Annotated in this window: 28 protein-coding genes; 12 read left to right on the forward strand and 16 right to left on the reverse strand. The window is 68.5% G+C overall.

The window, feature by feature from the left end; translation table 11 throughout:
- Positions 1 to 36 precede the first annotated feature (36 nt).
- The 4 genes from EIZ44_RS42415 to EIZ44_RS42430 all read right to left on the reverse strand — a co-directional run bounded on the left by EIZ44_RS42415 (position 37) and on the right by EIZ44_RS42430 (position 2,366).
- Positions 37 to 666 carry a MarC family protein gene (locus EIZ44_RS42415; protein ID WP_009072963.1) on the reverse strand — a complete coding sequence of 210 codons (630 nt, stop codon included), beginning with the start codon at positions 664 to 666 and terminating at the stop codon, positions 37 to 39.
- 1 nt (position 667) lies between these two features.
- A complete protein-coding gene (locus EIZ44_RS42420) occupies positions 668 to 1,531 on the reverse strand; it encodes a PHP domain-containing protein (protein ID WP_199817818.1) in 864 nt (287 codons plus the stop codon).
- Positions 1,532 to 1,597: 66 nt separating this feature from the next.
- Complete coding sequence (locus EIZ44_RS42425) at positions 1,598 to 2,158, reverse strand: PH domain-containing protein (protein ID WP_037353298.1); 561 nt, start codon at positions 2,156 to 2,158, stop codon at positions 1,598 to 1,600.
- 22 nt (positions 2,159 to 2,180) lie between these two features.
- Positions 2,181 to 2,366: a hypothetical protein gene (locus tag EIZ44_RS42430; RefSeq protein WP_037815868.1), complete on the reverse strand. Its 186-nt coding sequence runs from the start codon at positions 2,364 to 2,366 to the stop codon at positions 2,181 to 2,183.
- A 167-nt stretch (positions 2,367 to 2,533) separates the two neighbouring features.
- On the opposite strand from EIZ44_RS42430, the gene EIZ44_RS42435 reads away from it, so the two are divergent.
- Positions 2,534 to 2,935, forward strand: a complete 402-nt coding sequence (locus EIZ44_RS42435) for an NUDIX hydrolase (RefSeq protein ID WP_037815870.1) — start codon at positions 2,534 to 2,536, stop codon at positions 2,933 to 2,935.
- A gap of 281 nt (positions 2,936 to 3,216) precedes the next feature.
- On the opposite strand, the gene EIZ44_RS42440 is transcribed toward EIZ44_RS42435, so the two are convergent.
- Positions 3,217 to 4,329 (reverse strand): DUF2332 domain-containing protein, encoded by a 1,113-nt coding sequence (locus EIZ44_RS42440; protein WP_134734422.1) that lies wholly within the window; start codon positions 4,327 to 4,329, stop codon positions 3,217 to 3,219.
- A gap of 30 nt (positions 4,330 to 4,359) precedes the next feature.
- Positions 4,360 to 4,863, reverse strand: a complete 504-nt coding sequence (locus EIZ44_RS42445) for a MaoC family dehydratase (RefSeq protein WP_037815874.1) — start codon at positions 4,861 to 4,863, stop codon at positions 4,360 to 4,362.
- Positions 4,864 to 5,192: 329 nt separating this feature from the next.
- Here EIZ44_RS42445 and corA point away from each other — a divergent pair, with 329 nt between their 5' ends.
- The 4 genes from corA to EIZ44_RS42465 all read left to right on the forward strand — a co-directional run bounded on the left by corA (position 5,193) and on the right by EIZ44_RS42465 (position 8,368).
- Positions 5,193 to 6,281 carry a magnesium/cobalt transporter CorA gene (gene corA, locus EIZ44_RS42450; RefSeq protein WP_037815877.1) on the forward strand — a complete coding sequence of 363 codons (1,089 nt, stop codon included), beginning with the start codon at positions 5,193 to 5,195 and terminating at the stop codon, positions 6,279 to 6,281.
- A 195-nt stretch (positions 6,282 to 6,476) separates the two neighbouring features.
- Positions 6,477 to 7,130, forward strand: a complete 654-nt coding sequence (locus EIZ44_RS42455) for a metallophosphoesterase family protein (RefSeq protein WP_043836938.1) — start codon at positions 6,477 to 6,479, stop codon at positions 7,128 to 7,130.
- The gene (locus EIZ44_RS42460; protein WP_134734413.1) at positions 7,127 to 7,966 is read left to right on the forward strand and encodes a chromosome partitioning protein ParB; all 840 of its coding nucleotides are present in this window, start codon (positions 7,127 to 7,129) and stop codon (positions 7,964 to 7,966) included. The genes EIZ44_RS42455 and EIZ44_RS42460 overlap by 4 nt, the downstream gene beginning before the upstream one ends.
- Positions 7,967 to 8,020: 54 nt before the next feature.
- A complete protein-coding gene (locus EIZ44_RS42465; protein WP_037815884.1) occupies positions 8,021 to 8,368 on the forward strand; it encodes a ClpX C4-type zinc finger protein in 348 nt (115 codons plus the stop codon).
- 57 nt (positions 8,369 to 8,425) lie between these two features.
- On the opposite strand, the gene EIZ44_RS42470 is transcribed toward EIZ44_RS42465, so the two are convergent.
- Together EIZ44_RS42470 and EIZ44_RS42475 are read right to left on the reverse strand one after the other, a co-directional pair.
- Positions 8,426 to 8,620 carry a PspC domain-containing protein gene (locus tag EIZ44_RS42470; protein WP_051172855.1) on the reverse strand — a complete coding sequence of 65 codons (195 nt, stop codon included), beginning with the start codon at positions 8,618 to 8,620 and terminating at the stop codon, positions 8,426 to 8,428.
- Positions 8,621 to 8,763: 143 nt separating this feature from the next.
- A complete protein-coding gene (locus tag EIZ44_RS42475) occupies positions 8,764 to 9,264 on the reverse strand; it encodes a DUF4265 domain-containing protein (protein WP_167754456.1) in 501 nt (166 codons plus the stop codon).
- Positions 9,265 to 9,378: 114 nt separating this feature from the next.
- Between EIZ44_RS42475 and EIZ44_RS42480 the strand changes: the two genes are divergently transcribed.
- Positions 9,379 to 10,287: a hypothetical protein gene (locus EIZ44_RS42480; protein WP_205673480.1), complete on the forward strand. Its 909-nt coding sequence runs from the start codon at positions 9,379 to 9,381 to the stop codon at positions 10,285 to 10,287.
- Between the two features lie 54 nt (positions 10,288 to 10,341).
- Here EIZ44_RS42480 and EIZ44_RS42485 read toward each other — a convergent pair whose 3' ends face one another.
- The 6 genes from EIZ44_RS42485 to EIZ44_RS42510 all read right to left on the reverse strand — a co-directional run bounded on the left by EIZ44_RS42485 (position 10,342) and on the right by EIZ44_RS42510 (position 16,758).
- Entirely contained in the window at positions 10,342 to 11,517 is a 1,176-nt protein-coding gene (locus EIZ44_RS42485) for an ABC transporter ATP-binding protein (protein WP_037815894.1), read from the reverse strand.
- A 3-nt stretch (positions 11,518 to 11,520) separates the two neighbouring features.
- Entirely contained in the window at positions 11,521 to 12,363 is an 843-nt protein-coding gene (locus tag EIZ44_RS42490; RefSeq protein ID WP_134734415.1) for a carbohydrate ABC transporter permease, read from the reverse strand.
- On the reverse strand, positions 12,363 to 13,310 hold the full coding sequence (locus EIZ44_RS42495; RefSeq protein ID WP_134734416.1) for a carbohydrate ABC transporter permease: 948 nt from the start codon (positions 13,308 to 13,310) through the stop codon (positions 12,363 to 12,365). Before EIZ44_RS42495 ends, EIZ44_RS42490 begins: the two co-directional genes overlap by 1 nt.
- Positions 13,307 to 14,626 carry an ABC transporter substrate-binding protein gene (locus EIZ44_RS42500; RefSeq protein WP_134734417.1) on the reverse strand — a complete coding sequence of 440 codons (1,320 nt, stop codon included), beginning with the start codon at positions 14,624 to 14,626 and terminating at the stop codon, positions 13,307 to 13,309. The genes EIZ44_RS42495 and EIZ44_RS42500 overlap by 4 nt, the downstream gene beginning before the upstream one ends.
- Positions 14,627 to 14,963: 337 nt before the next feature.
- The gene (locus EIZ44_RS42505; protein WP_037815899.1) at positions 14,964 to 15,491 is read right to left on the reverse strand and encodes a YflT domain-containing protein; all 528 of its coding nucleotides are present in this window, start codon (positions 15,489 to 15,491) and stop codon (positions 14,964 to 14,966) included.
- A gap of 76 nt (positions 15,492 to 15,567) precedes the next feature.
- The gene (locus EIZ44_RS42510; protein WP_134734418.1) at positions 15,568 to 16,758 is read right to left on the reverse strand and encodes an acyl-CoA dehydrogenase family protein; all 1,191 of its coding nucleotides are present in this window, start codon (positions 16,756 to 16,758) and stop codon (positions 15,568 to 15,570) included.
- A gap of 164 nt (positions 16,759 to 16,922) precedes the next feature.
- Here EIZ44_RS42510 and EIZ44_RS42515 point away from each other — a divergent pair, with 164 nt between their 5' ends.
- Both EIZ44_RS42515 and EIZ44_RS42520 read left to right on the forward strand, forming a co-directional pair.
- The gene (locus tag EIZ44_RS42515) at positions 16,923 to 17,258 is read left to right on the forward strand and encodes a DUF4190 domain-containing protein (protein WP_043832010.1); all 336 of its coding nucleotides are present in this window, start codon (positions 16,923 to 16,925) and stop codon (positions 17,256 to 17,258) included.
- A 58-nt stretch (positions 17,259 to 17,316) separates the two neighbouring features.
- Positions 17,317 to 17,910: a DUF4190 domain-containing protein gene (locus EIZ44_RS42520; protein WP_134734419.1), complete on the forward strand. Its 594-nt coding sequence runs from the start codon at positions 17,317 to 17,319 to the stop codon at positions 17,908 to 17,910.
- Here the strand turns inward: EIZ44_RS42520 and EIZ44_RS42525 are convergent.
- Positions 17,895 to 18,770, reverse strand: a complete 876-nt coding sequence (locus EIZ44_RS42525) for a slipin family protein (RefSeq protein WP_134734420.1) — start codon at positions 18,768 to 18,770, stop codon at positions 17,895 to 17,897. The genes EIZ44_RS42520 and EIZ44_RS42525 overlap by 16 nt on opposite strands.
- Before the next feature lie 85 nt (positions 18,771 to 18,855).
- Here EIZ44_RS42525 and EIZ44_RS42530 point away from each other — a divergent pair, with 85 nt between their 5' ends.
- The 4 genes from EIZ44_RS42530 to EIZ44_RS42545 are packed head-to-tail and all read left to right on the forward strand — an operon-like array spanning position 18,856 to position 22,799.
- Positions 18,856 to 19,770: an aminoglycoside phosphotransferase family protein gene (locus EIZ44_RS42530; RefSeq protein WP_134734421.1), complete on the forward strand. Its 915-nt coding sequence runs from the start codon at positions 18,856 to 18,858 to the stop codon at positions 19,768 to 19,770.
- Between the two features lie 57 nt (positions 19,771 to 19,827).
- A complete protein-coding gene (locus tag EIZ44_RS42535; RefSeq protein WP_037815906.1) occupies positions 19,828 to 21,138 on the forward strand; it encodes a magnesium transporter MgtE N-terminal domain-containing protein in 1,311 nt (436 codons plus the stop codon).
- Complete coding sequence (locus tag EIZ44_RS42540; protein ID WP_037815909.1) at positions 21,131 to 21,628, forward strand: DUF1003 domain-containing protein; 498 nt, start codon at positions 21,131 to 21,133, stop codon at positions 21,626 to 21,628. Before EIZ44_RS42535 ends, EIZ44_RS42540 begins: the two co-directional genes overlap by 8 nt.
- A 25-nt stretch (positions 21,629 to 21,653) precedes the next feature.
- Positions 21,654 to 22,799, forward strand: coding sequence for an Mrp/NBP35 family ATP-binding protein (locus EIZ44_RS42545; protein ID WP_043832003.1), 1,146 nt, complete (start codon positions 21,654 to 21,656; stop codon positions 22,797 to 22,799).
- Between the two features lie 56 nt (positions 22,800 to 22,855).
- Here the strand turns inward: EIZ44_RS42545 and EIZ44_RS42550 are convergent, their stop codons facing one another.
- Positions 22,856 to 23,362: a hypothetical protein gene (locus EIZ44_RS42550; RefSeq protein WP_043832001.1), complete on the reverse strand. Its 507-nt coding sequence runs from the start codon at positions 23,360 to 23,362 to the stop codon at positions 22,856 to 22,858.
- Between the last annotated feature and the right edge of the window lie 118 nt (positions 23,363 to 23,480).

The following is a 23,480-nucleotide window of genomic DNA, read 5'->3' on the forward strand; positions in this document are numbered from 1 at the left end:
CGCCTTAACCCGGGACAACGTCCCTGGACATCACAGCTAGCCGCCCGCGATGAAGCCCTGCACGGAGTTCGCGACCAGCTCGACGGCGATCGCGGCGAGCAGCAGGCCTGCGATCTTCGCCAGCAGCGTGATGCCGCTTTCCTTGATCAGCCGGATGACCACGCCGGAGAACCGCATGCAGGTGTACAGCACGAAATGCACGGTCACGATCGCGAGCGCCAGTGCGATGTACGCGCCGAGGTGCCCGTCGGCCTGCCGGACGAACACGATGGTCGCCGCGATCGCGCCCGGACCCGCCAGCAGGGGCGTGCCGAGCGGAACGAGGGCGACGTTGACGTCCTCGGCCGCCTCGGGCTCGTTGCTGCCCGCGTTGCTGGTGAGCAATTGCAGCGCGATCAGCAGCAGCAGCAAGCCGCCCGCGCCCTGCAGTGCCGGGATGCCGATGCCCAGATACGCCAGGATCGCCTGCCCGGCCACCGCGAACAGCGAGATGACCAGCAGCGACACCAGCACCGCCTGCCGGGCCGCTTTCACCCGCGTCGCCATCGGCTTGCGGCCGACCAGGCTCAGGAACACCGGCACGGTGCCCGGCGGGTCCATGATCACGACGAGGGTGATCGTCGCGCTCATGAAGAGCTTCGCGTCGAAGAAATCCGAGACGGCCATCTCAGCCTTTCACCACTTGGAAGCCGGTCGCCCGCCCCACCAATTCCTCCAGCTGGTCCGGTTCGGTCGTCTCCTGGCCGAGCCCGATGGTCTTGTTCGTGCCGTGGTAATCGCTGGACCCGGTGCGGACCAGGCCCAGCTCGTCGGCCAGTTCCCGGGTGCGCACCCGGGTGGCCGGATCGTGGTTGGGATGGTTGACCTCGACGCCGGTCAGCCCGCGCGCCGCCAGGTCACGCAGGGTGTCCTCGCTGATCGTCGCGCCGCGGCTGAAGGCGAAGGGGTGCGCGATCACGGTAACCCCGCCTGCCGCGGTCACCATGTCGATCGCGTCCTCGACCGGGGTGTCGCGGCGCGCGACGTAATAGCCGCGACGGCTGTGCAGATAGTCGCTGAACGCCTCGTCGACGGAGCTGACCAGCCCGGCGCGGACGAGCGCCTGCGCGAGGTGCGGCCGCCCCGCGGGCGAGTCCGCCGGCAGCAGGCCCAGGATTTCGTCGGCGTCGACCGGGAGGCCGTCGGCGGCCATCCGCTCGGCCATCCGCCGCAACCGGGTGCGCCGTTCGATCCGCAGCCGCGTCTGTTCCGCGACGATCGCGGGCGCGGCCGGGTCGAAGAGGTACGCGAGCAGGTGCACGCTGATTTCGTAGCCGGTGTCCGGGTCGATCGAGACCGTCGACAGTTCCGCGCCCGGCACCAGCGTCAGGCCGGCGGGCAGGGCCTCGGCGGCCGGTTCCCAGCCCGCGGTGGTGTCGTGGTCGGTGATCGCGACGACGTCGAGACCGGCACGCGCGGCAGCGCCGACGAGCTCGGCAGGGCTGTCGGTACCGTCGGAGGCCGTGGAGTGGGCGTGCAGGTCGATGCGCATCGGACCCATTCTCGACGATGCGCTGCGTCACCTCGGCACCGGGACCAGGGCCGACGCGCCCCGAGGTCAGCCGACCGGCTTCTTGCCCCGCGCCGCGCGCTGCGCCTTGATCATCGAGAACCGTTCGGCCTGCTTCTGCTTGTCGCCGAACACGAGCTCGGAGATCGTGTCGTAGAACTCCTCGGGCCGCGGCAGGTAGTCGATCCGGTTCAGCGCCTGGATCTGGCCCGCCGATTCGACGACCATCGTGCCGTAGCCCAGCATCCGGCCCCAGGCCGAACGCTGGTAGGTGAGGTCGGTGACCTTGCTGATCGGCATCATCAGCACCTTGGTGGTGAAGACGCCGGTGGTCATAACGAACCGTTTGTCGGTGACGACCAGCCGTTCGACCCACCACTCGATGATCACGTAGGCGAACCGCAGCACCACCGCCAGCGCGACGTACCAGAGGATGTTCTGCACCACCCACAGCGAGGGCGGCAGCAGATACGACACCAGCACGCACACGATCAGCAGCGCGGCTGCCTCGAACGTGTCCCAGAGGAGCACCGCCCAGTGGCGGCGGATCCGGATGACCCGCCGCTCGGTGTCGAGAAGGTACTCGTCAGGGTCGCGTGGCGCGAACATGGTTCGAGGGTATCCCCTGTCGTCAGTGGAAGATGTTGCTGACGAACGTGATCACCGATTCGGCCGAGCTGCGGAGGAAGTCCACAATGTTGCTGACAAGACCAGCAGCATGGCCCGGCTGAGCGATCACGAAGAACAGCACCAACGCGATACCCACGAGTCCCGCAAGCTTCTTCGCGTTCACAGCGATCAATCCCGTCTCTTCCATGACACCCGGAAAACTGACTTTCTACGTTGTACCGCACTGACCACTCACGCGGGAGGAAAGTCCCGCGCATGGGTCAGCCAGGCGCTCGAAGTGTACCGTACGGCTACTCTCCGTGTACAGGTTCCCGAACACTAGGGGGCGCGGCCGGGTTCGGCTACCTTCGTGGCATGGACGGCCTCGAGCGCTGCGTGGGCGGAATTGTGTTCGACGACCAGGGCAGACTCCTGCTCATCCGGCGCGCGAACGATCCGGGCAAAGGCCAGTGGTCGCTGCCCGGCGGCCGGGTGGAACCGGGCGAAACGGACCACGAAGCAGTGGTCCGGGAGCTCCGCGAGGAGACCGGGCTCGACGTGAGACCGCACACACTGGCCGGCTCGGTCGTCCGCGGCAACTACGACATCCACGACTACGAATGCACGTGGACCGGCGGAATCCTCACCGCCGGCGACGACGCCACCGACGCGCGGTGGGTCAACTCGGCCGAACTGGTCAATCTGGACGAAGCGGGCCACCTGGTGGACCAGTTGCTCATAACGCTGCGTGACTGGAATGAGTGGCCCGCCGCGTAATCCGGAGCGGCTATTTCCGTATTGCCTCCGGCGGCGTCCGCGATTGCGAACGCATTGCGGAGTTGTCGGAAAGTTTCCCCATCGTTCAAGCATCCGCGATGAGCACGGAAAATGCGCGGAACGCGTATTCGATATCGCCGGACGCGCATCAGTCCGGCGGCGCGGGCACGTGCGGGACAGTGTGACTGATGGGGTGAATGTGACACACGTTACTCACGGCGCCGAGCGACGTCGTGCGCGGCGATCACGGTTCCGGCCGCGGTCGCCGCGCACGAATCAGCTCAAGGCAGCCAGGTCATCCGCTGCCCGTGCGGCGCTGTCCTGGCCAGCGCGCGGGCCTCGGGTTCCCCGCCGACCCAGCTCGTCAGCCCCAGCACCGCCATCGCGGGCTCGCCGGTGGCCGAGCTGTCCGAGGACAGGTCGTCCCGGCCGGGCATGACGGTCTCCAGCCCGGCCCGGTAGAACTCCTGGCTCACCCACCACACCGGCCGGGACGAGGACAGCCGCGCCAGCTCGGCCACGAAGTCCGTCCGCCGGTCCCCGAGATACGCCAGCGCGTGGCTCGTCAAGACCACCAGCGGCAGTTCCTCGGGCAGTCGCGCGGCCGCCGAGGCCAGGTCGTCCACCGCGTCCCCGGCGATCAGCTCCGGCGCGTGCTTCCGCTGTTCCGCGGCAGCCGTGCGCAGCAGCCGGATCCGGTCGACCTGGTCGGCCCAGACGCACGCCTCCAGCCACGCCAGTTCGTCCTCGTCCGAGAGGTCCACCGGTGCCCGGTCCAGGCCCGCTCGGGCCGCCACAGCGACCTTCTTCGGCAGCTTGGGCAGCTTCGCACCAGGCGCGACGTCGATCGCGCAGTGCAGCCCGACAGCGGCCTTCGCCGGACCCGCCGCGAGCTGTTCGCCGCCGTCGCACTGGTAGCGGTAGCCGAACCGGTCGAGCCCCAGCAGCAACCCCGCGCTGCAGCCGACCTCGAGCAGCGCGATCTTGCCGCCCGCTTCCTTCGCCGCCGCCGTGACCGCCGGGTACAGCAGCGCGGCGCGGCGCACCTCGTTCGTCTGCGTGTAGCGGGTCGAGATGATCTCGCGGGCCTGGTCCGCGCGTTCCAGCAGGAACGAGCGGAACAACGGCCACGTCTCGCTGTCGACGCCGTCGAAACCGCCGACCGACGGGTAGTACCGCGACAGCGGATGGATCGGATCCGCCTGCACCAGCCGGTGCGCGGCGGCGAACAGCAACGTCCCGCGCGCTTCGCCGCCGCGAGCGTCGGTCAGCAGCGCGGCGACGTCGTCGTCCTCGGCCGCGTGCGTGGCGAGGTGGTCATACAGCGGCGAAACCCCGCGCGCCTCCACCTCGGCGAACTTGCGCAGCGTCTGCTTGATCTTCTCCAGGGCGATGGCCACCCGTGCTCCCCTTCGGCGGATCGATCACTCGTGCGGCGTCGGACGGCCGGGCTGCTCCCCGCCGCGGGTGTCGCCGTAGGACCGCTTCGGCACCATCACTTTGCGCCGGAAAATGCACACGATGGTGCCGTCCTGTTTGTACCCTCGCGTCTCGACGTACACCACTCCCCGGTCGTCCTTGGACTTCGACGGGGTCTTGTCGAGCACCTCGGTCTCGCCGTAGATCGTGTCGCCGTGGAACGTCGGCTTGACGTGCTTGAGCGATTCGACCTCGAGGTTCGCGATGGCCTTCCCGGACACGTCGGGCACCGACATGCCGAGCAGCAGCGAGTAGATGTAGTTGCCGACCACGACGTTCTTGCCGAAATCGGTCGTCTCGCCCGCGTAGTGCGCGTCCAGGTGCAGCGGGTGGTGGTTCATCGTGATCAGGCAGAACAGATGGTCGTCGTATTCGGTGACGGTCTTGCCGGGCCAGTGCTTGTAGACCGCGCCGACCTCGAACTCCTCGTAATACCGGCCGAATTGCACGCTTGCGCCTCCTGTCCGGGTAACACCTGCCGAACCAGGTGCGACACGTATCCGTGGTGAGGAGTACCCTCGACCATCGGTGATCGCGCGTCAACGCGACCCCTGCCACTTCGCACGCCCTGGCGTGTCCCGGCCGAAAGGAGGTGAGGAACCGCTCATGAGCAGTGGTGATAGTCCGCTCCCTAGTAGTACGTGCGTTCCCGCCTCGCCGGCCGGCCTTTTCCCTTCCTGGTAGCCCGCGTCCGGGAACTCACGGTGCCGCCGGACGGACCCCCGCAGTCCGCCTGGCCGTCGTCTTCGTGCTTCACGACGCCTGCCCAGGAGAACCCATGCCTGCCATTCCCTCGCTAGGCGGCCTTCGCGGCCGCGGCAACAACCGGGCCAAGGCCAATCTCGACCGGCCGATCCCGGTGCCGCTGTCGGCCTATGTCGTCGATTGCGCGGTGTATGTCGACGGCAAGCGGCTGCCCGGGCGCTGGACGCACGCCGAGGCGATCCGCGAGGTGCGCAAGCGCCACGCGGGTTTCGTCTGGATCGGCTTGCACGAGCCCGATTCCGACCAGATCCAGGGCATCGCGGACACCTTCGGCCTGCACGAACTGGCCGTCGAGGACGCGCTGGAGGCGCATCAGCGGCCGAAGCTGGAGCGCTACGACGACACGCTGTTCCTGGTGCTCAAGACAGTCCGTTACGTCGAGCACCAGTCGCCGACCACGGCGAACGAGATCGTGGAAACCGGCGAGCTGATGGTGTTCCTCGGCCGCGATTTCGTGATCACCGTCCGGCACGGCAACCACTCCGGGCTCGCCCGGCTGCGCCGCGACCTCGACGACGACCCGGAGCGGCTCGCCCTCGGCGCGGCGGCGGTCGTGCACGCCATCGCCGACCACGTGGTCGACCACTACCTGGAGGTCACCAGCCGGATCGAGGCGGACATCGACGAGATCGAGGCGCAGGTGTTCGCGCCGCGTTCGTCGGTGAGCGCCGAGCAGATCTACCTGATGAAGCGGGAAGTGCTCGAACTGCGGCGCGCGGTGGTCCCGCTCGCCACGCCGGTGTCGCGGCTCGCCGAGGGCTACACGCGGCTGGTGCCCGACGAGGTCCGCTCGTATTTCCGCGACGTCGCCGACCACCTCGCCACCGTGTCCGAACGCGTGGCGGCGTTCGACGAACTGCTCAGCACCCTGGTCGACGCGACGGTCGCGAAGATCTCGCTGCAGCAGAACACCGACATGCGCAAGATCACCGCGTGGGCGGCGATCATCACGGTGCCCACGATGGTCGCGGGCATCTACGGCATGAACTTCGACTACATGCCCGAACTGCACTGGCAGTTCGGCTATCCGATCGTGGTCACGATCATTCTCGCGATCTGTCTGCTGCTGTACCGAATATTCCGGAAGAACGGCTGGCTGTAGCCGCCCTCGCGGTCCCCTTTTCTTCCCCCGGTCGCAGGAGGTTTGTCTCGTCATGTCCCGGTTGCTGTCCAACCTCAAGTTCTGGGCTCTCGCCCTCTGCCTCGTCTGGATCGTCGGCATCGTCGCGATGATCGCGCTCAACCCCGGGTTCGCGCACGGCATGAAGTGACGCCGCGTGCGCCGTAACCTTGGCGCATGCCGAAAGCGCTGGTGGTGGCCGACGAGGCCGACGAGCGGCTGTGGACCTCCGCGGTCCGCTCGCTGCGGGTCGACCTCGTCGTCGCCGCCGGCGATCTGCCGTTCGCGTATCTCGAGTTCCTCGCCGGCATGCTCGACGTGCCGTGCGTGTTCGTCCCCGGCAATCACGATCCGGACCTGAGCGGCTTCACCCGCTACGGCGGACTGTCCATGAAGGACGGTTTCCCGACTGAATGGCCGGGCCCGGCAGGCGGGATCAACGCCGACGGCCGGATCGTCGACGTCGCCGGGCTCCGCATTGCCGGGCTCGGCGGTTCGATCCGCTACCGCGACGGCCCGAATCAGTGGACGCAGCGGCAGCAGGCGCGCCGGGCCCGGCGGCTGGAGCGCCGGTTCCGCTGGCGGAAATGGCGTGACGGCAACGGAATCGACATCCTGCTGACGCATTCGCCGCCGCGGCATCTCGGCGACCGCGAAGACCCGCCGCACCAAGGTTTCACCTGTCTGCACCGAACGATCGACACCCTGCGGCCGCAGTGGCTGCTGCACGGACACATCCACCCGCACGGCGAACCGGTGCCCGATCGCGTGGCAGGCCGTACCCGGATCCGCAATGTGGTGGGCTATCAGGTGATGGAGTTCCCGCGATGACCCGACCGACCGGTTTCCCGCGTGCCGATGCCGAAAACGACTTCCTGCGCGCCCGCCGCAGGCAGGTGCTGTCGCGGCTTTCCACGTGGCTGCGCCGCGAACCCGACGACGTCAACATCATGCTGCCCTTCCACGAAGTGGTGCAGGCACTCGGTTACGTCAGCGAGGCGCGGATCGGGACGCGAGTGATCACTTTGGACTCGATCGTCGGCACCGTCGACCGGAGCCGCGATTTCGACCGCCGCTTCCGCCCGACGTCCGCCCGCGTCCGGCAACGCTGGGAACGACTCGCACTGGCCGCCCGGCGCGGCGAAGCGATCCCGCCGATCGAGGTGTACCGGATCGGCGAGCTGCACTTCATCATCGACGGCCACCACCGGGTTTCGGTCGCGCTGGCGCAAGGACTGTCCACAATAGAAGCTTCGGTGACGGTCGTGCGCACCAAACTGGACCCGAGCGGCATCCGGTATCGCGGCGACCTGATCGTGAAGGACTACCGGCGGCTGTTCCTGGAACGAGTCCCGCTGTCCGGACACGCTCGCGCGTCGGTGCTGATGACGGATCCGTGGAACTACGCGCAACTCGGCGAGCACGTCGAAGCGTGGGGTTTCCGGCTCATGCAGGACGAAGGCCGGTTCACCGACCGCGCGACCGTCGCGCAACGCTGGTTCGACGAGGAATTCACGCCGGTGGTGGCGATGCTGCGGCAAGCGGATCTGATCGGCGACCGCACCGAGGCCGAGGCGTACCTGTGGGTCGCGTGCGAGCGGTATCGGCTGATCCGGACGCATCGCTGGGACGAGGAGGTCATCGAGACGCTGCGCTCCCAGCGGTGACTTGTCAGGCCACCCCTGACGTGTCAGGATGATCCTGACACCAGGAGGTTGCCGATGACTTCGTACTGCTCGTTCTGCCTCAAACCGGCCGACGAGGTGGCCAAGCTGATCGCCGGCTCCGGCGTCTACATCTGCGACGGCTGCGTCGGATTGTGCGAACAGATCCTGGCCGGGAAACACGAGCCGGGAACGCCCGAGGTGACGCTGTGGGAGCGGAAGACGGACGAGGAGATCCTGGAGAGCATCCCGCGGATGGCGAAGGTCAGCGCGCAGACGGACGCGCGGATCCAGGAACAGGTGGATCTGCTGCGGAACCGCGGCGTGGCGTGGGCGCGGATCGGCGAGGCGCTCGGGGTGACGCGGCAATCGGCCTGGGAGCGGTTTTCCGCCGAGCGGAAATGAGAAGGGCCCCCTCCCGTCTGGTGGCGGGAGGGGGCCGATCGAGCTCGGATGGTCTGCTCAGTCGTTGGGGATGATGGCCCAGAGGATCAGGTACGCGACGAACTGCGGCCCCGGCAGCAGGCACGACAGCAGCGCGAGCACCCGGACCTTGCCCGGCGTGGTCCCGAAGCGACGGGCGAGCCCGGCGCAGACGCCGCCGATCATGCGCCCCTCCCGCGGCCGGCTCAACCGGCGAGTGACAGGTGCGGTCATCGTGTTCCCCTCCCGTTTGGGTTCGTACCTCTATGTCACCACGTCCGGCGTCCGGGCACATCGCTCCGGGGGACGATCTGGACCCCTAAGGGGTTGGGGGGCGGCGGTGGGGAGAAGTCGGGGTCGGGGCGGGAACTCGCAGGTCAGGACCCGGTCGCGAGCCATGCGTCGCTGACGCAGCCCTCCTCGTAGGCCCACGAACCGTCCGCCCGGCCCTCCTGCAACGCACGCTTCGCCTCCGCGAGGTTCGCTCCCGGCGGGACCGTGAACCCGACCATGCCGAATTGGCTGAGCTGTTCGCCCTCGAAGCCGAACGGAGCGAAATGGTCGATCGCCCGGCCGAGGTCGCCGCCGAACGGGCCGTCCGCCCAGACGATCATCCGAATGGTGCAGTTCCCGGACCATTCCACCCGTTCGACCGGCCGGAGCACCCCCTCCTCGTCCCGCTCGACGCGGAAGACGTCGCCTTCGGCGGTGCCCCGGGCGAACCACGGAATGGTGGCCAGCCGGACGTGATCCGGTCCGAGCGGGACCGCCCACAGCCCTTCCCGGCTCACCGGCGGCCAGTCGTCGTACTCGGAAGGGAGTTCGAACACCACCTCGACGTGGGTCGGCTGATCAAGGTCGGCGGATTGTTCAGGCACCGCGGTATCCCGCCACCCGTCCGAAACCGCCCGACCAGCGGTGATGACGCAGCGAAGTGTGGGATTTCCCGGCGGGGGCTGGATTTTTCGCCACTCACGGTGATACTGCACCCCGTGCGTAACCCACTCGGAGTCCTCGCAGTCGGCTGTTCGGTGCTTCTCGCCGCAGCGGCCGGATGTTCCGCGGAATCTGCCCCGACGACGGCGCCGACGCAGTCCACACCGGTGCCCTTGACCGCGATCTCGGCGCTCGGGGACTTCGCCACGCTCGACTACTGCAGCCTGCTCGACCCGAAGCGGCTCAAGAACAGCACTGCCGACACACCGGATTCCTCGTTCACCGCTTGCCAGGCGGACTTCGTGCAGGCCGGGCGGCCCCGGACGGTCACCATCGGGCCGCTCGCCGCTGATCGCGATCCCAATGTGCAGGCTTACGCGTACCCGGGTCAGGTGCCGGACGGGGTTTCGGTGCAACAGGCCGGGTTCGTGCCCCCGCGGACGTGCGGGCGGGCCGTCACGTTCGCCGACGGGGTTCGGCTTGCTGTCTCGATCACGGACAAGGACGACAGCGGCAGTGCGGAGGATCGGTGCACCGCGGCGGACGACGTGGTCGGCGGGGTGCTGGACGCGGTGACCGGCAACCGGGTGCGGCATCCGCAGTTGCCGGACCGGTCGTGGGGGCGGGTGGATTCCTGCGCGATCCTCAGCGCGTCCGGGGCGCAGGGCGCCGACGCGACGGCCGGGTTCGCCGGGCATTCCTGCATCCTCGACAAGGTGAGCCTGGAGTTCGCGGTGGTGCGGCAGGCTCCGGCAGGACCGTCGGAAACGCTCGGCAACCGGACCGCACGGGTGGCGGCCGACGGAGCGTTCTGCCGCGTCCGGACGGTGCAGCCCTCCCCGGCCACTCCGGGACGCGCGGAGCAGGCGACGGTGAGCGTGGTCGACACCAGCGGCGCAGGCGGGGAAGCTGCTTGCCCCGCCGCCCGCACCGCTGCTGCGACGATCTTTTCGCGGATCCCGTGAAGGGCTCCTTGACGGAATCTGATTCCCTCAAGGAGTCCTTCACGGACTGGCAACTCAGTCGGAGTAGGTGACGTTCCGGCCGTCGGACGGGTCGAAGAGCTTCACCTTGTCCGCGTCGAACCACATCTGCAGGTCCTGGTTCTCCGCGGCCGCCGATTCGGCCGACAGCCGGGCCACGATCAGCGATTCCGCGCCGGGGACGTCGGCCGAACCGCTGTCCGCGGCCAGTTCCGCCAGTTCGGCCGAGGTCGCGGCTTCGCCGTCCACGGTGAAGTGCGCGAACTTCTCCGAGCCCATCGACTCCAGGACGTCCACGTGCGCGGTGAACGTCGCGCCCGCCCGGCCCGATTCGACCAGGGCGGCGTCCTCGAAGTGTTCCGGGCGGATGCCCATGATCACCTCGCGCGGGGCGTTCGCCGCCTCGGCCATCCGGCGGATCCGGTCGGTCAGCGGGGTCGTGCCCAGCGAACTGCGCAGCTCGCCGTTTTCCAGCGTCGCGGGAACGAAGTTCATCGACGGGGAGCCGATGAACCCGGCCACGAACAGGTTCGCCGGGTTGTCGTAGAGGAACTGCGGCGAACCGATCTGCTGCACGTACCCGGCCCGCAGCACCACGACGCGGTCGCCGAGGGTCATCGCCTCGGTCTGGTCGTGCGTGACGTACAGCGTGGTCGTGCCGAGCTGCTTCTGGATCTTCGACACCGACGTCCGCATCTGGCCGCGCAGTTTGGCGTCCAGGTTGGACAGCGGCTCGTCCATCAGGAACGCCTTGGGGTTGCGGACGATCGCCCGGCCCATCGCCACCCGCTGCCGCTGCCCGCCGGACAGGTTGGCCGGTTTGCGGTCGAGATGCTGGGTCAGGTCGAGGATCTGCGCCGCTTCCTCCACTTTGGACCGGACGATCTTGTCGTCCACTTTGGCCAGCCGCAGCGGGAACGCCATGTTCTCCCGCACGCTCATGTGCGGGTACAGCGCGTACGACTGGAACACCATCGCGATGTCCCGGTCCTTCGGGGCCTTCTCGTTGACCCGCTTGCCGTCGATGCGCAGTTCGCCCGAGGAGATGTCCTCCAGTCCGGCGACCATGTTGAGCGTGGTCGACTTCCCGCAGCCGGACGGGCCGACGAGGATGATGAACTCGCCGTCGGCGATCGTGATGTCCACTTCGGACACCGCGAGCGCGCCGTCGGGGTAGCGCTTGGAAACCTTGTCGAGAACGATTTCAGCCATGGGTCAGCCCTTCACCGCACCGGACGTCAGCCCCGCCACGATGCGACGCTGGAAGAACAACACGAACAGGATGATCGGCACCGTGATGACGACCGCGGCCGCACACACCTGGCCGGTCGGGTCCTCGAACTGCGAGGACCCGGTGAAGAACGACAACGCCGCCGGCACCGTGCGCGACGACTCGGTGGACGTCAGCGAGATGGCGAACAGGAAGTCGTTCCAGCAGAGGATGAACACCAGGATCGCCGTGGTGAACACGCCCGGCGCGGCCAGCGGCGCGATCACCTTCCGGAACGCCTGTGCCGGCGTAGCGCCGTCCATTTTCGCCGCCTTTTCCAGCTCCCACGGGATTTCCCGGAAGAACGCGGACAGCGTGTAGATCGACAGCGGCAGCGCGAACGTGATGTAGGGCAGGATCAGCCCCGGCCAGGTGTCGAAAAGGCCGAGCCCGCGCTCGATGTTGAACAGCGGGGTGACGAGCGATACCTGCGGGAACATCGCGATCAGCAGGGAAAGCCCTACCAGCACCTGTTTCCCGGGGAAATCCAGCCGGGCGATCGCGTACGCGGCCATCGTGCCCAGCACCACCGCGATGACCGTGGAGATCACCGCGATGCCGATCGAGTTCACCAGCGCGTGCAGGAACTCCGTGGTCTGGAAGATGTCCGCGTAGTTCTTGAGCGTCCATTCCGTCGGGATGAAATTGCCGTCGGTGAGCGTCGCCTTCGTCTTGAACGACAGCGAAAGCACCCACAGCACCGGGACGATCGCGAACACCAGCACCAGGATGTCGAGCAGGCCCCAGCCGACCTTGCGGCCGGTGGTGGCCGCACCTCCGATAGCCATCAGCGCTTCCCCCCGTCGTCCGTGCCGGGCGCAGCGGTGCCGAACACCTTGATGAAGAGGAACGCGATGATCGCCACCGTGATGAAGATCAGCACCGCCATCGTGGAGCCGATCCCGAGGTTGAGCCCCTTGACCAGGTTGTCGTAGGTCTGCATGGACACCGATCCGGTGTCCTGCGCGCCGCCGGTGAGCACGTAAATGTTGTCGAAAATGCGGAACGCGTCGAGCGTGCGGAACAGCAGCGCGACGAGAATCGCCGGTTTCATCACCGGCAGCATCACCTTGGTGAACCGCTGCCACGCGGTCGCGCCGTCCATCGCCGCGGCCTTCAGCAGGTCGTCGGGCACCAGCGCCAGCCCGGCCATCAACAGCAGCGCCATGAACGGCGTCGTCTTCCACACCTCGGCGAGAATGATGATGAACAGCGACGGCCACTGGTCGGTGAGCGGCGCGACGCCCTCGCCCAGCGCGTTCGCCAGGTAGCCGGTTTTGGGCGTCCACGCGAAATACCACGAGAACGCGGCCACCACGGTGACGATGCCGTACGGGATCAGCGCGACGGTGCGCACCAGTCCGCGGCCGACGAGCGTGCGGTGCATGATCAGCGCCAGGCCCATGCCGAGCACGAACTCGATCGCCACCGACACGACGGTGAGGAACATCGTGGTGCCGAACGCGGTCCACCAGTAGGAATTCGTGAGCACCGCGGCATAATTGTCGAAGCCGATGAACTCGTGCTTCGCCGGGAACCGCAGGTCGTAACGCTGCAGCGAAAGCCAGACCGAATAGACGATCGGGTATCCGGTCACCGCGATCATCACGAGGAACGCGGGCGCGCACAACCACAGCCCGAGCCGCCGTTCCGCCTTCTTGCCCTCGGAGAGCTCGGGCTTTCCCTTGCGGTGCGACGCTTCTTTGGTGGCGGCGGCGGGATCCTGGACGGTCACGGGATCACTCCCTTCGACTGGAGAGCGTCATCGAGTTGTTCCCGCAGTTTCTGCGCGGTCGTCTGCGGATCGATCGCCGAGGGCGGGGAAAGGATTTTCGACATCACCGTGGACAGGTTCTGGTAGACCGGAGTGAGCGGCCGTACCGCGGCGGTTTTCAGCGCCGACAGAATGGAGTCGCGCATCGGGTACTTCTCGGCCATGTTCGGGTTGTCCGCCGACGCGGGCTTCGAAGGATCCAGCGGGGTGTCGTCGTGGTACACCGACTCGATCGTCGGCGGCACCCCGTCGTTGATCGCGGACACCTTCTGGTTTTCCTTGCTGCGCAGGCACAACGCCGCTTCGTACGCCTCGGGCTTGTGCTGCGAGAAGGCACTCACCGCGAGATCGAACCCGCCGATCGTGGTTTTCGCCGGGGTGCCGGGCTTCGCCTGCGGATACACCGACCACTTGAAGTGCGACAGGTCCTTCGGCTTTTCCTCGGCGTAGGAGGCGTACACGAACGGCCAGTTCAGCTCGAACGCGGCGTCGCCGCGCTGGAACGTCTGCCGGACGTCGTCCTCTTTCTGGTTCGTCAGCGACGGATCGGTGATCCCCGACGACGTGATCTTCTTCAGCAGCTCCAGCGCCTGCACCGCGCCCTCGTCCATCACGACGGACTTCCCGTCGTCGGACAGGATGTGCCCGCCGAGCGATTCGACCAGCGTGTTGTAGATGACGACCAGGCCCTCGTACTGCGCGCCGGTGAACACGACCGAATACGGTTTGTGCTCGCTCTTGAGCCGCTGCGACATCTGCATCATCTCGTCCCACGTCTTCGGCGGGGTCGGGGTGAGGCGGTCGTCGTACCAGAGCAATTGCACGTTGGTGTTCTTCGGCGCGGCGTAGAGCTTTCCTTGATACGTCGCGGTTTCCAGCGGGCCCTTGAGCACGCCCTCGGACGCGGCCGCCTTGTTCTTCCCGGTCCACTCGTCGATCCAGCGGGCCTCGGCGAACTCCGAAACCCAGGTGACGTCGAGGCCGAGCACGTCCATCGACGTGTCGCCCGCGGCGAGCCGGCGCGCCATCTGGATCCGCTGGTCGTCCGAGCCGCGCTGCAGCTTGTTGTAGACGATCCGGTACCGCCCGGCGGCGGCCTTGTTGCAGTTGTCGACGACCGTCTGGAAATGGTCCTCCGGGGAGTAGTAGACGTTGATCGTCGTCCCGGAAGCCGTTCCGCAACCCGCTATCAGGCCGCTGCCCGCCAAGCCCGCGGCGAGCAGCGCCGCCGCGCGGGCAGGTCCTCGTTTCTTTCCGCTGGGCCGTTTCTTCCCCATCCAAGCCTCCTCGCCATGTGCGCACGGCGCCTTCCGGCACCGCCCCCAGACAGCACGCCGCGACGAGGCGGACCCGAGCCAGCACCCCGACGTGCCAGTTGCCGGCAGGCCGCGCTGGAGGACACGACCGGCCAACCGGTGTCGGTCAACCTATGCCCGGCGATCACCGGCCGCAAGCAGGGTCGGTAACGATTCAGCCAGGTGCGCGCGAACCATCGGAAGGACGGGTGAAAAAGTCCCGTGGGCAGTGGGCGTCGTGCGTGGCAATGCCGGTTAGAACCGGCATTGCCACGCACGACCCCGAGCCGGGCACCGCTGCGTATGGGACGCTAGGGGTTCAGGCGGTCGCGGGCGGCGGACGCAACGCCAGCTTCGCCAGCAACTCCCGACCCTGCTCCGCACTGCGCGGCTGGCACAGCACGTCGTACCGGCCAGCGACCAGCTGACTCGCCGACGAGAAATCCCGACGCCCGCGCGAAGTGCGGTAACCGATCGCGGAGAACGCGAGCCCGGACAGCACGCCCAGCACCAGCCCGGTCAGCAGTTGCAGCGTGAATCCGCCCTGGTTGACGAACATCCCCAGCAGCAGCCCGGCGAACAGGCCGAACCACGCGCCCGACATCGCGCCCGCGGCGAGCACGCGGCCCCACGACAGCCGTCCGATGACGCGTTCTACCAGCATCAGGTCGACGCCGACGATCGTCACGTCGGTGACCGCGAACTCGCTTTCGGCCAGGAAATCGACCGCCTGCTGCGCTTCGCCGTAGGTCGAGTACGACCCGATCGGCCAGCCGGTGGGCGGCGTCGGGAGCCGCGGCAGCCCGGCCGGGCTCTGGCCGCCACCAAAGGGACTGCTCACCATCATCACCTGCGCTCGTCCGGTCCGAGGGTTCCATCTTGTCAAGAACCGGCGGAGCGCGCGAACTCCGGCGAAGCGCGGGTCAGGCTTTGTAATCCCGCAGGAGGCCGCGGCTGATGATGGTTTTCTGGATTTCGCTGGTGCCCTCGCCGATCAGCAGGAACGGGGCCTCGCGCATCAGGCGCTCGATCTCGTATTCCTTCGAGTAGCCGTAGCCGCCGTGGATCCGGAACGCTTCCTGGGTGACCTCGGCGCAGTACTCGCTGGCGATCAGCTTCGCCATCCCCGCCTCGACGTCGTTGCGCGCGCCGGAATCCTTCAACCGGGCCGCGTTCACCATCATCAGGTGCGCGGCCTCGACCTTCGTCGCCATCTCCGCGAGCTTGAACGCGATCGCCTGGTGCTGCGCGATCGGCTTGCCGAACGTGGAACGCTGCTGCGCGTACGCGATCGCCAGCTCGAACGACCGGATCGCGATCCCGCACGCCCGCGCGGCCACGTTGACCCGGCCGACCTCGACGCCGTCCATCATGTACGAGAAGCCCTTGCCCGGAGCCTCCCCCAGCACCTTGTCCGCGCCGATCGTGAAGCCGTCGAACACCGCTTCGGTGGTGTCGACGCCCTTGTAACCCATCTTGTCGATCTTGCCCGGAATCGTCAGCCCCGGAAGGACCTCGCCGAACCCCGAGGGCTTCTCCACCAGGAACGTCGTCAGGTTCTGATGCGCCTTCTCCGCGCCCTCATCGGTCTTCACCAGCAGCGCGATCAGGTTGGAGGAGCCGCCGTTGGTCAGCCACATCTTCGCGCCGTCGATCACGTAGTCGTCGCCCTCGCGCTTAGCGCGGGTCTTGATCGCCGCCACGTCCGACCCCAGATCCGGCTCCGACATCGAGAAGCTGCCGCGGACCTCGCCGGTCGCCATCCGGGGCAGGAAATGCTGCTTCTGCTCCGGCGTCCCATGCTGCTTGATCATGTGCGCCACGATGAAGTGCGTGTTGATCACGCCGGACACGCTCATCCAGCCCCGCGCGATCTCCTCGACCACCAAGGCGTAGGTGAGCAGCGACTCGCCCAGGCCGCCGTACTCCTCGGGGATGGTGAGCCCGAACAGGCCCATTTCCTTCATGCCCTCGACGATCTCCGCCGGATACTCGTCCGCGTGCTCCAGCGCCTGCGCGTGCGGGATGATCTCCTTGTCCACGAACGAACGCACCGTGGACAGAATCTCCTGCTGCACATCGGTCAGGCCGGCAGTCCGGGCAAGACGGGCCATCACTGGGCTCCCTTCGGCGGCGACGCCGGCTCCCGGCGCTGGGTTACCGGGGAGTATGACTGGTTCGCGCCCGAGCGGCTATGAGGGTGCTCACGCCCGGCCCCGGTTTCCCCCGTTAAGGTGCGGATAAGGTGCTGATCCACCCGAAACCGCGAAGGATCCCGATGAGCGAGGGCAGCGACGAGCCTGCTGGCCGCGACAGCTACGAGCACCCGTCGTACGAGCACCAGCCCTATCCGCCGCGGGGTCCGGCGCCCGGCGCGGGGCTCGCGATCGGGTCCCTGATCTGCTCGATCGCCGGGTTCGTGGTGTGCGGGCCGATGGCCATCGCGGGGATCGTGATGGGGCACGTCGCGTTCTACCGGGCCCGGCGCGGCCGCGGCACCGGCGGCGCGCTGGCGGTCGCGGGGTTCGTGATCGGCTACGCCGCGCTGATCGTCTGGGGCATCGCCGTCCCGCTGGTCGTGCGCGCGCTGGTCCAGTCCGGAGTTTTCGGCTGATGCCGCCGCGAAACCCGGTAGCGTCGTCCTCCGAACCCGGCACCGTGAGGGAGCCCCGATGACCACCCCGTCCGACCGCGATCCGGTGCCGTACGAGCCGCCGCCGACCGCGGACCCCGCTCCCTACGAGCCGCCGGCCACCGCCGATCCCACGCCGTACGAGGCTCCGGCGGACGCCGTGTCGTCCACCGCGGAGACCGACTCGCCCGTCCCGCCGCCGGGCTGGACCGCACCCGATCCCGGCCCGGTCGCGGTGCTGCCCGGCGAGCAGCCGGCTGCCGCCGCGGAACCGCCCGCGACCCCGTATCCCGTTGCGGCGCAACCGGATCCGTTCGCGCCGCCGCCCGCGTACCAGGGCTTCCCGGCTCCGCCTCCGTACGGCGGCGCCTACCGGCCGTACCCGAACACCAGCGACAGCGGGCTCGCGACCGGCGCGCTGGTGTGTTCCGTGCTCGGCCTGGTGACCTGCGTTCTCGCGATCCCCGGCATCGTGATGGGGCACGTCGCGCTGGCCAAGGCCAACCGCAACGAGGCAGGCGGCCGCACGATGGCGTTGTCGGCCGTCGTGGTCGGCTACGTCACGGCCGCGCTGTGGGGCAGTTTCTTCGTGACGCTGCTGGTCCTCGGCATGAACGGCTACCTCGACCGCTGATCCGGCACGTCGCTCGCCTCGCTCGCGGGCGGCGCGACCTGTCCGTTGCTGGCCGCTTCCGACGCCGCCGGTGCTCGCGGCTCCGGCGGTTTCGCGGCCGGTGCCGCGGGGTCGGTCCGCGCGTCCAGGAACCGCAGCAACTCCACCGGGAACGGCAGCACCAGCGTCGAGTTCTTCTCCGCCGACACCTGCACCACGGTCTCCAGCAGCCGCAGCTGCAGCGCCGCCGGGGTGTCCGCCATCGTCGCGGCGGCCTGGGCGAGCTTGTGCGACGCCTGCAGCTCGCCGTCCGCGGAGATCACCCGGGCGCGGCGCTCGCGTTCGGCCTCCGCCTGGCGCGACATCGAGCGTTTCATCGACTCCGGCAGCGCGACGTCCTTGATCTCCACCCGGTCGATGTGGATGCCCCAGTCGAGCGCCGGGCTGTCGATCATCAGCTCGAGGCCCTCATTGAGCCGTTCGCGGTTCGACAGCAGGTCGTCCAGGTCGCTCTTGCCGATGATGGACCGCAGCGACGTCTGCGCGACCTGGCCGATCGCCGACCGGTAGTCCTGCACGTGGACCGCGGCCAGCACCGGGTCGACCACCTTGAAGTACACGACCGCGTCCACCCGGACGGTGACGTTGTCGCGGGTGATCCCGTCCTGCGCGGGCACCGGCAGCGTCACGACCTGCATGTTCACCTTCTGCATGCGGTCGGCTATCGGCAGCAGCAGCGCCAGCCCGGGATCCCGGACCTCCGGCCGCACCCGGCCGAACCGGAACACCAGCCCGCGTTCGTACTGTTTGACCACGCGCACCGCGGAGGCGAGCCACACCCCGCCCGCGACGACCACCGCGCTGACAATCTCGACGATCATGGCAGCTCCCGGGTTCGCCAAACCCTTATCCGTTCACTGTACGCGCGCGAAACAGCCCCGGAAACGGTTTGCGCGGCCGACCAGGATGGGCGTTGTGACCGTTTTGGAGATCCCGCCCGTCTTCGCTGAACGCGCCCCCAAGGTGCTCGGTCCGGAAGCCGTCCCGTGGCTCGCCTCGCTGCCCGCGCTCGCGCAGCGGTACGCCCGGAAGTGGGGGCTGGAGTTCGAGGACACCGCCCGGCACGGCTACGTCGGCTTCGTCCAGCCCGCCCGGCGCGCGGACGGTTCCCGCGTCGTGCTGAAACTCGGCTGGGTGGAGGAAGAATCGCGCGACGAGCCGCTCGCACTGTCCACATGGGCCGGTCGAGGATCGGTGCTGCTGCTCGAATCCGCGCCCGAGGACGGCGCGATGCTGCTGGAACGCCTCGACGACAGCCGGACGCTGGAGGACGAACCGCTGCTGCCCGCGGTCGAGATCATGAGCGAACTCGCCCGGCGGCTCGCCGTGCCCGCGCCCGCCGAGCTCACTCGCACGTTGTCCGCGGTCGCGGAGGAACTGCTCGAAGAACTGCCCAAAACGTGGCGGGAGCTGGCCGAACCGCTCCCCCGCCGGGAGCTGGACGCGGCGCTCGAGGTGTGCCGCGACCTCGGTCCGGAAGCCGGAAACGCACTGGTGAACGAAGACCTGCACTACGAGAACGTGCTGTCCGGCATTCGCGAGCCGTGGCTGGTGATCGACCCGAAGCCGCTCGCCGGCGACCTCGAGTACGGCGTGCTTTCGTTGCTGTGGAACCGGTTCAGTGAATCCACACTGGGCTCGAAGCTCGCCGCGAGCGGGCTGGACCGCGACCGCGCCAAGGCGTGGACGCTCGTCCGGGCGGTGCAGAACCGGCTGTGGCACGCCCAGGATCTGGTCGATTTCGGCGGACTGCCCGAGGACGACGACGGCCCGTCCGCCGACGCGCTGCCCACGCTCACCCGGTGGGCCATGGGAGGCTGAGAATTCGCCGAGTCGCGGCACGAGCGCACTCGGGCGCCAGCCGATAGTGTCGGCGCCATGGCAGGCACAAACCGGGTTTACGCAGCACAGCTCGCGGGTCTGCCGGTGTTCGGGCCCGACGGGGAGTCGATCGGCAAGGTCCGCGACGTGGTCGCCGGGCTGCGGCTGGACCAGCAGCCGCCGCGGATCCTCGGCATGGTCGTGGAGCTGGCGACCCGGCGGCGGGTGTTCGTGCCCATGCTGCGGGTCACCTCGATCGAACCGAACGCCGTGACGCTGGCCACGGGTTCGGTCAACATGCGGCATTTCCACCAACGGCCCAACGAGGTGCTGGTGTGCGGCCAGCTCCTCGACGCGCACGCGACGCTCACCGGCGCGGACACCCGGGTGACCGTGGTCGACGCGGCGATGGAGCCGACCCGCACCCGGGACTGGGTGCTGGCGAAACTCGCCGTCCGCGAACGGCCGACCCGGCTGTCCCTGAGCAGGCGGCGCACCGCGATGCAGGTGCTGCCGTGGAACGAGGTCGCCGGGCTGGGGCTCACCGACCTCGCCGGACAGCCGCAAGGCGCGGGCCAGCTGCTGATGCTGTTCGACACGATGCGCGCGGTCGACGTCGCCGCGACCCTGCGCGACCTGCCGATGAAGCGCAGGCACGAGGTCGCCGACGCGATGGACGACGAACGGCTCGCGGACGTCATCGAGGAGCTTCCCGAGGACGACCAGAAGGAACTGCTGTCCTACCTCGCCGAGGAACGCGCCGCGGACATCCTCGAGGCGATGAACCCGGACGACGCCGCCGACCTGCTCGCCGAACTCGCGCCCGCCGAGCAGAGCAGGCTGCTGGAGCTGATGGAGCCGGAGGAATCCGCGCCGGTCAAACGGCTGCTGGCGTATTCGTCGGACACCGCGGGCGGTCTGATGACGCCGGAACCGGTGGTGCTGACGCCGGACGCGACGATCGCCGAGGCGCTGGCGCACATCCGCAACGCCGAACTCCCCGCCGCGCTCGCCAGCATGGTGTTCGTGTGCCGTCCGCCGACCGAGACGCCGACCGGCCGGTTCGTCGGCGTCGTGCACTTCCAGCGGCTGCTGCGCGAACCGCCCGCCGAACTGGTGGCCAGCGCGGTGGACACCGACCTCACGGCGTTGCGCCCGCAAGCGACGCTGTCCGAGGTCACCCGGTATTTCGCGGCGTACAACCTGGCCTGCGGCCCGGTCGTCGACGCCGAGGACCACCTGCTCGGCGCCGTCACCGTCGACGACGTGCTCGACCATCTGCTGCCCGACGACTGGCGCGAAACCGGGCTGCACGACGTCACCGATGGCGCCGACGGCGCTGATCTGGAGGAGGCCGAACGTGCCTGAACTCAGGACCGGCCGCAGGCTCGACCAGCCGCGCAGCCAGGCCCGCCTGCGGCTGAACATCGACCCGGACACCTTCGGCCGGTTCACCGAGCGGATCGCGCGGTTCCTCGGCACCGGGAAGTACCTGTTCTGGCAGACGCTGATCGTGGTCGTCTGGATCGTGCTGAACCTGGTCGCGGTGTCGCTGCGGTGGGACCCGTACCCGTTCATCCTGCTCAACCTGGCGTTCTCGACGCAGGCCGCGTACGCCGCGCCGCTGATCCTGCTCGCGCAGAACCGCCAGGACGACCGGGACCGGGTGTCGCTGGAAGAGGACCGCACGCGTGCCGCGCAGACCAAGGCGGACACCGAGTACCTCGCCCGCGAACTGGCGGCGCTGCGGCTGGCGGTCGGCGAGGTCGCGACCCGCGACTACCTGCGCAGCGAGCTCGACCGGCTGCGCGACGATCTCGACGTGGACTCCAAGCCGCGCAAGGCCAAGCAAAGCTGAACTGGGCAGTACGTACGATGGAAGCGTGACTGGTACACAGCAGCTCCCCAGCGTCGACGACGTCCGCACCGCGCTGAAGGACGTGTACGACCCGGAAATCAAAAAACCGATCACCGACCTCGGCATGGTCAAGGACGTGGCGGTCGGCGGCGACGGGGTGGTCGACGTCGGGATCTACCTGACGGTCGCGGGCTGTCCGCTGAAGGCGACGCTCACCGAGGACACCAAGAAGGCCGTCTCGAAGCTCCCTGGCGTCGCCGACGTGCGGGTCGAGCTCGACGTGATGAGCGACGAGCAGCGCACTGAGCTGCGCAAATCGCTGCGCGGCGACGCGGCGGAGCCGGTGATCCCGTTCGCGCAGCCGGGTTCGATGACGCGGGTGTACTGCGTGGCGTCCGGCAAGGGCGGCGTGGGCAAATCGTCGGTGACGGTGAACCTCGCCGTGGCGATGGCCGAGCGCGGCCTGTCGGTCGGCGTGGTGGACGCGGACATCTACGGCCACTCGGTGCCGCGCATGCTGGGCGCGCGCGAGAAGCCGACGAAGGTCGACACGATGATCATGCCGCCGCAGGCGCACGGCGTGAAGGTCATCTCGATCGGCATGTTCACCCCGGGCAACACCCCGGTCGTGTGGCGCGGCCCGATGCTGCACCGCGCGCTGCAGCAGTTCCTGGCCGACGTGTTCTGGGGCGACCTGGACATCCTGCTGCTGGACCTGCCGCCGGGCACCGGCGACATCGCGATTTCGGTGGCGCAGCTGATCCCGAACGCGGAGATCCTCGTGGTGACCACGCCGCAGCAGGCCGCCGCCGAGGTGGCCGAGCGCGCGGGCGCGATCGCGATGCAGACGCGGCAGCGCGTCGCGGGCGTGATCGAGAACATGTCGTGGCTGGAAACCCCGACCGGCGAACGCATCGAGGTCTTCGGCGCGGGCGGCGGCCAGACGGTCGCGGATTCGCTGTCGAAGTCGGTGGGCTCCACGGTGCCGCTGCTGGGCCAGGTCCCGCTGGACCCGCGGCTGCGCGAACAGGGCGACGAAGGCACACCGATCGTGCTGTCCGATCCGGAGGCGCCGGCGGCGCTGGTGCTCAAGGACGCGGCGAAGCAGCTGTCGGTCCGGGCGCGCGGGCTGGCCGGGATGATGCTGAACGTCAGCCCCGCCGGACGCTGATCCTGCTCAGCGAAGAGGCGTGCACCTGATCCAGGTGCACGCCTCTTTTGTGCTCTTTAGGACGCGTGGATCGTCACCAGGAGGGCACCGGACTCGCGGAGCGTCACCTTGGTGTCGCCCGGCTTGGTCACGGTCCAGTCGATGTCCTCGGGCTTCTTCGCGGACACGTCGCCCGACTTGTCCGGCAGGTCCTGGACGTCGATGTTCTGCGGCTGGTCGGACGACACGAGGATCTTCACCTTGTTGCCGACCTTGACGTCGACGACCTCAGCCGGCGGCGTGACCTTCCCGCCCTGGTAGGCGACGGTGACCAGCACGTCGACGCCCGCCTCGCCGGTCTGCGCGCCGCGCTTGACGTTCGGCTGCTCACCGGTGGCACTGCCGTTCCCCGGAGCGCTCGACGGAGCGTTCGACGGGGCCGAAGAGGACGGCATCGCCGGGGCGGGCACCGAAGTGTAGGTGGCGGGCGCCTTGGTGCTGGGCTCGTCGTCGGCACTGCACCCGGCGACGGCGAAGGCGGCCGCAGCGATCGTTCCGGCCAGCGCAGCCGCACGGCGTGACATATCGGGAACCTCCAGGGTCGGTTGAGCTGATGCCCTGAGGCTACCCAGCCTGATCAGCGCGTCGCCCGGCTGGTCGGGCGAGGAATCAGGTCGCGTCCGGATCCACCGGCGGACGCTC

This window comes from Amycolatopsis nivea (genome assembly GCF_004522235.1).
In the GTDB taxonomy this organism is placed as follows: Bacteria; Actinomycetota; Actinomycetes; order Mycobacteriales; family Pseudonocardiaceae; genus Amycolatopsis; species Amycolatopsis nivea.

Excerpts from the sequence above, each read along its gene's own strand:
- EIZ44_RS42415 (WP_009072963.1), bottom strand. The coding sequence starts at position 666 with ATGGCCGTCTCGGATTTCTTCGACGCGAAGCTCTTCATGAGCGCGACG.
- EIZ44_RS42420 (WP_199817818.1), bottom strand. The coding sequence starts at position 1,531 with ATGCGCATCGACCTGCACGCCCACTCCACGGCCTCCGACGGTACCGAC.
- EIZ44_RS42425 (WP_037353298.1), bottom strand. The coding sequence starts at position 2,158 with ATGTTCGCGCCACGCGACCCTGACGAGTACCTTCTCGACACCGAGCGG.
- EIZ44_RS42430 (WP_037815868.1), bottom strand. The coding sequence starts at position 2,366 with ATGGAAGAGACGGGATTGATCGCTGTGAACGCGAAGAAGCTTGCGGGA.
- EIZ44_RS42435 (WP_037815870.1), top strand. The coding sequence starts at position 2,534 with ATGGACGGCCTCGAGCGCTGCGTGGGCGGAATTGTGTTCGACGACCAG.
- corA (WP_037815877.1), top strand. The coding sequence starts at position 5,193 with ATGCCTGCCATTCCCTCGCTAGGCGGCCTTCGCGGCCGCGGCAACAAC.
- EIZ44_RS42455 (WP_043836938.1), top strand. The coding sequence starts at position 6,477 with ATGCCGAAAGCGCTGGTGGTGGCCGACGAGGCCGACGAGCGGCTGTGG.
- EIZ44_RS42460 (WP_134734413.1), top strand. The coding sequence starts at position 7,127 with ATGACCCGACCGACCGGTTTCCCGCGTGCCGATGCCGAAAACGACTTC.
- EIZ44_RS42465 (WP_037815884.1), top strand. The coding sequence starts at position 8,021 with ATGACTTCGTACTGCTCGTTCTGCCTCAAACCGGCCGACGAGGTGGCC.
- EIZ44_RS42470 (WP_051172855.1), bottom strand. The coding sequence starts at position 8,620 with ATGACCGCACCTGTCACTCGCCGGTTGAGCCGGCCGCGGGAGGGGCGC.
- EIZ44_RS42485 (WP_037815894.1), bottom strand. The coding sequence starts at position 11,517 with ATGGCTGAAATCGTTCTCGACAAGGTTTCCAAGCGCTACCCCGACGGC.
- EIZ44_RS42490 (WP_134734415.1), bottom strand. The coding sequence starts at position 12,363 with ATGGCTATCGGAGGTGCGGCCACCACCGGCCGCAAGGTCGGCTGGGGC.
- EIZ44_RS42500 (WP_134734417.1), bottom strand. The coding sequence starts at position 14,626 with ATGGGGAAGAAACGGCCCAGCGGAAAGAAACGAGGACCTGCCCGCGCG.
- EIZ44_RS42505 (WP_037815899.1), bottom strand. The coding sequence starts at position 15,491 with ATGATGGTGAGCAGTCCCTTTGGTGGCGGCCAGAGCCCGGCCGGGCTG.
- EIZ44_RS42510 (WP_134734418.1), bottom strand. The coding sequence starts at position 16,758 with ATGGCCCGTCTTGCCCGGACTGCCGGCCTGACCGATGTGCAGCAGGAG.
- EIZ44_RS42515 (WP_043832010.1), top strand. The coding sequence starts at position 16,923 with ATGAGCGAGGGCAGCGACGAGCCTGCTGGCCGCGACAGCTACGAGCAC.
- EIZ44_RS42520 (WP_134734419.1), top strand. The coding sequence starts at position 17,317 with ATGACCACCCCGTCCGACCGCGATCCGGTGCCGTACGAGCCGCCGCCG.
- EIZ44_RS42525 (WP_134734420.1), bottom strand. The coding sequence starts at position 18,770 with ATGATCGTCGAGATTGTCAGCGCGGTGGTCGTCGCGGGCGGGGTGTGG.
- EIZ44_RS42530 (WP_134734421.1), top strand. The coding sequence starts at position 18,856 with ATGGGCGTTGTGACCGTTTTGGAGATCCCGCCCGTCTTCGCTGAACGC.
- EIZ44_RS42535 (WP_037815906.1), top strand. The coding sequence starts at position 19,828 with ATGGCAGGCACAAACCGGGTTTACGCAGCACAGCTCGCGGGTCTGCCG.
- EIZ44_RS42550 (WP_043832001.1), bottom strand. The coding sequence starts at position 23,362 with ATGTCACGCCGTGCGGCTGCGCTGGCCGGAACGATCGCTGCGGCCGCC.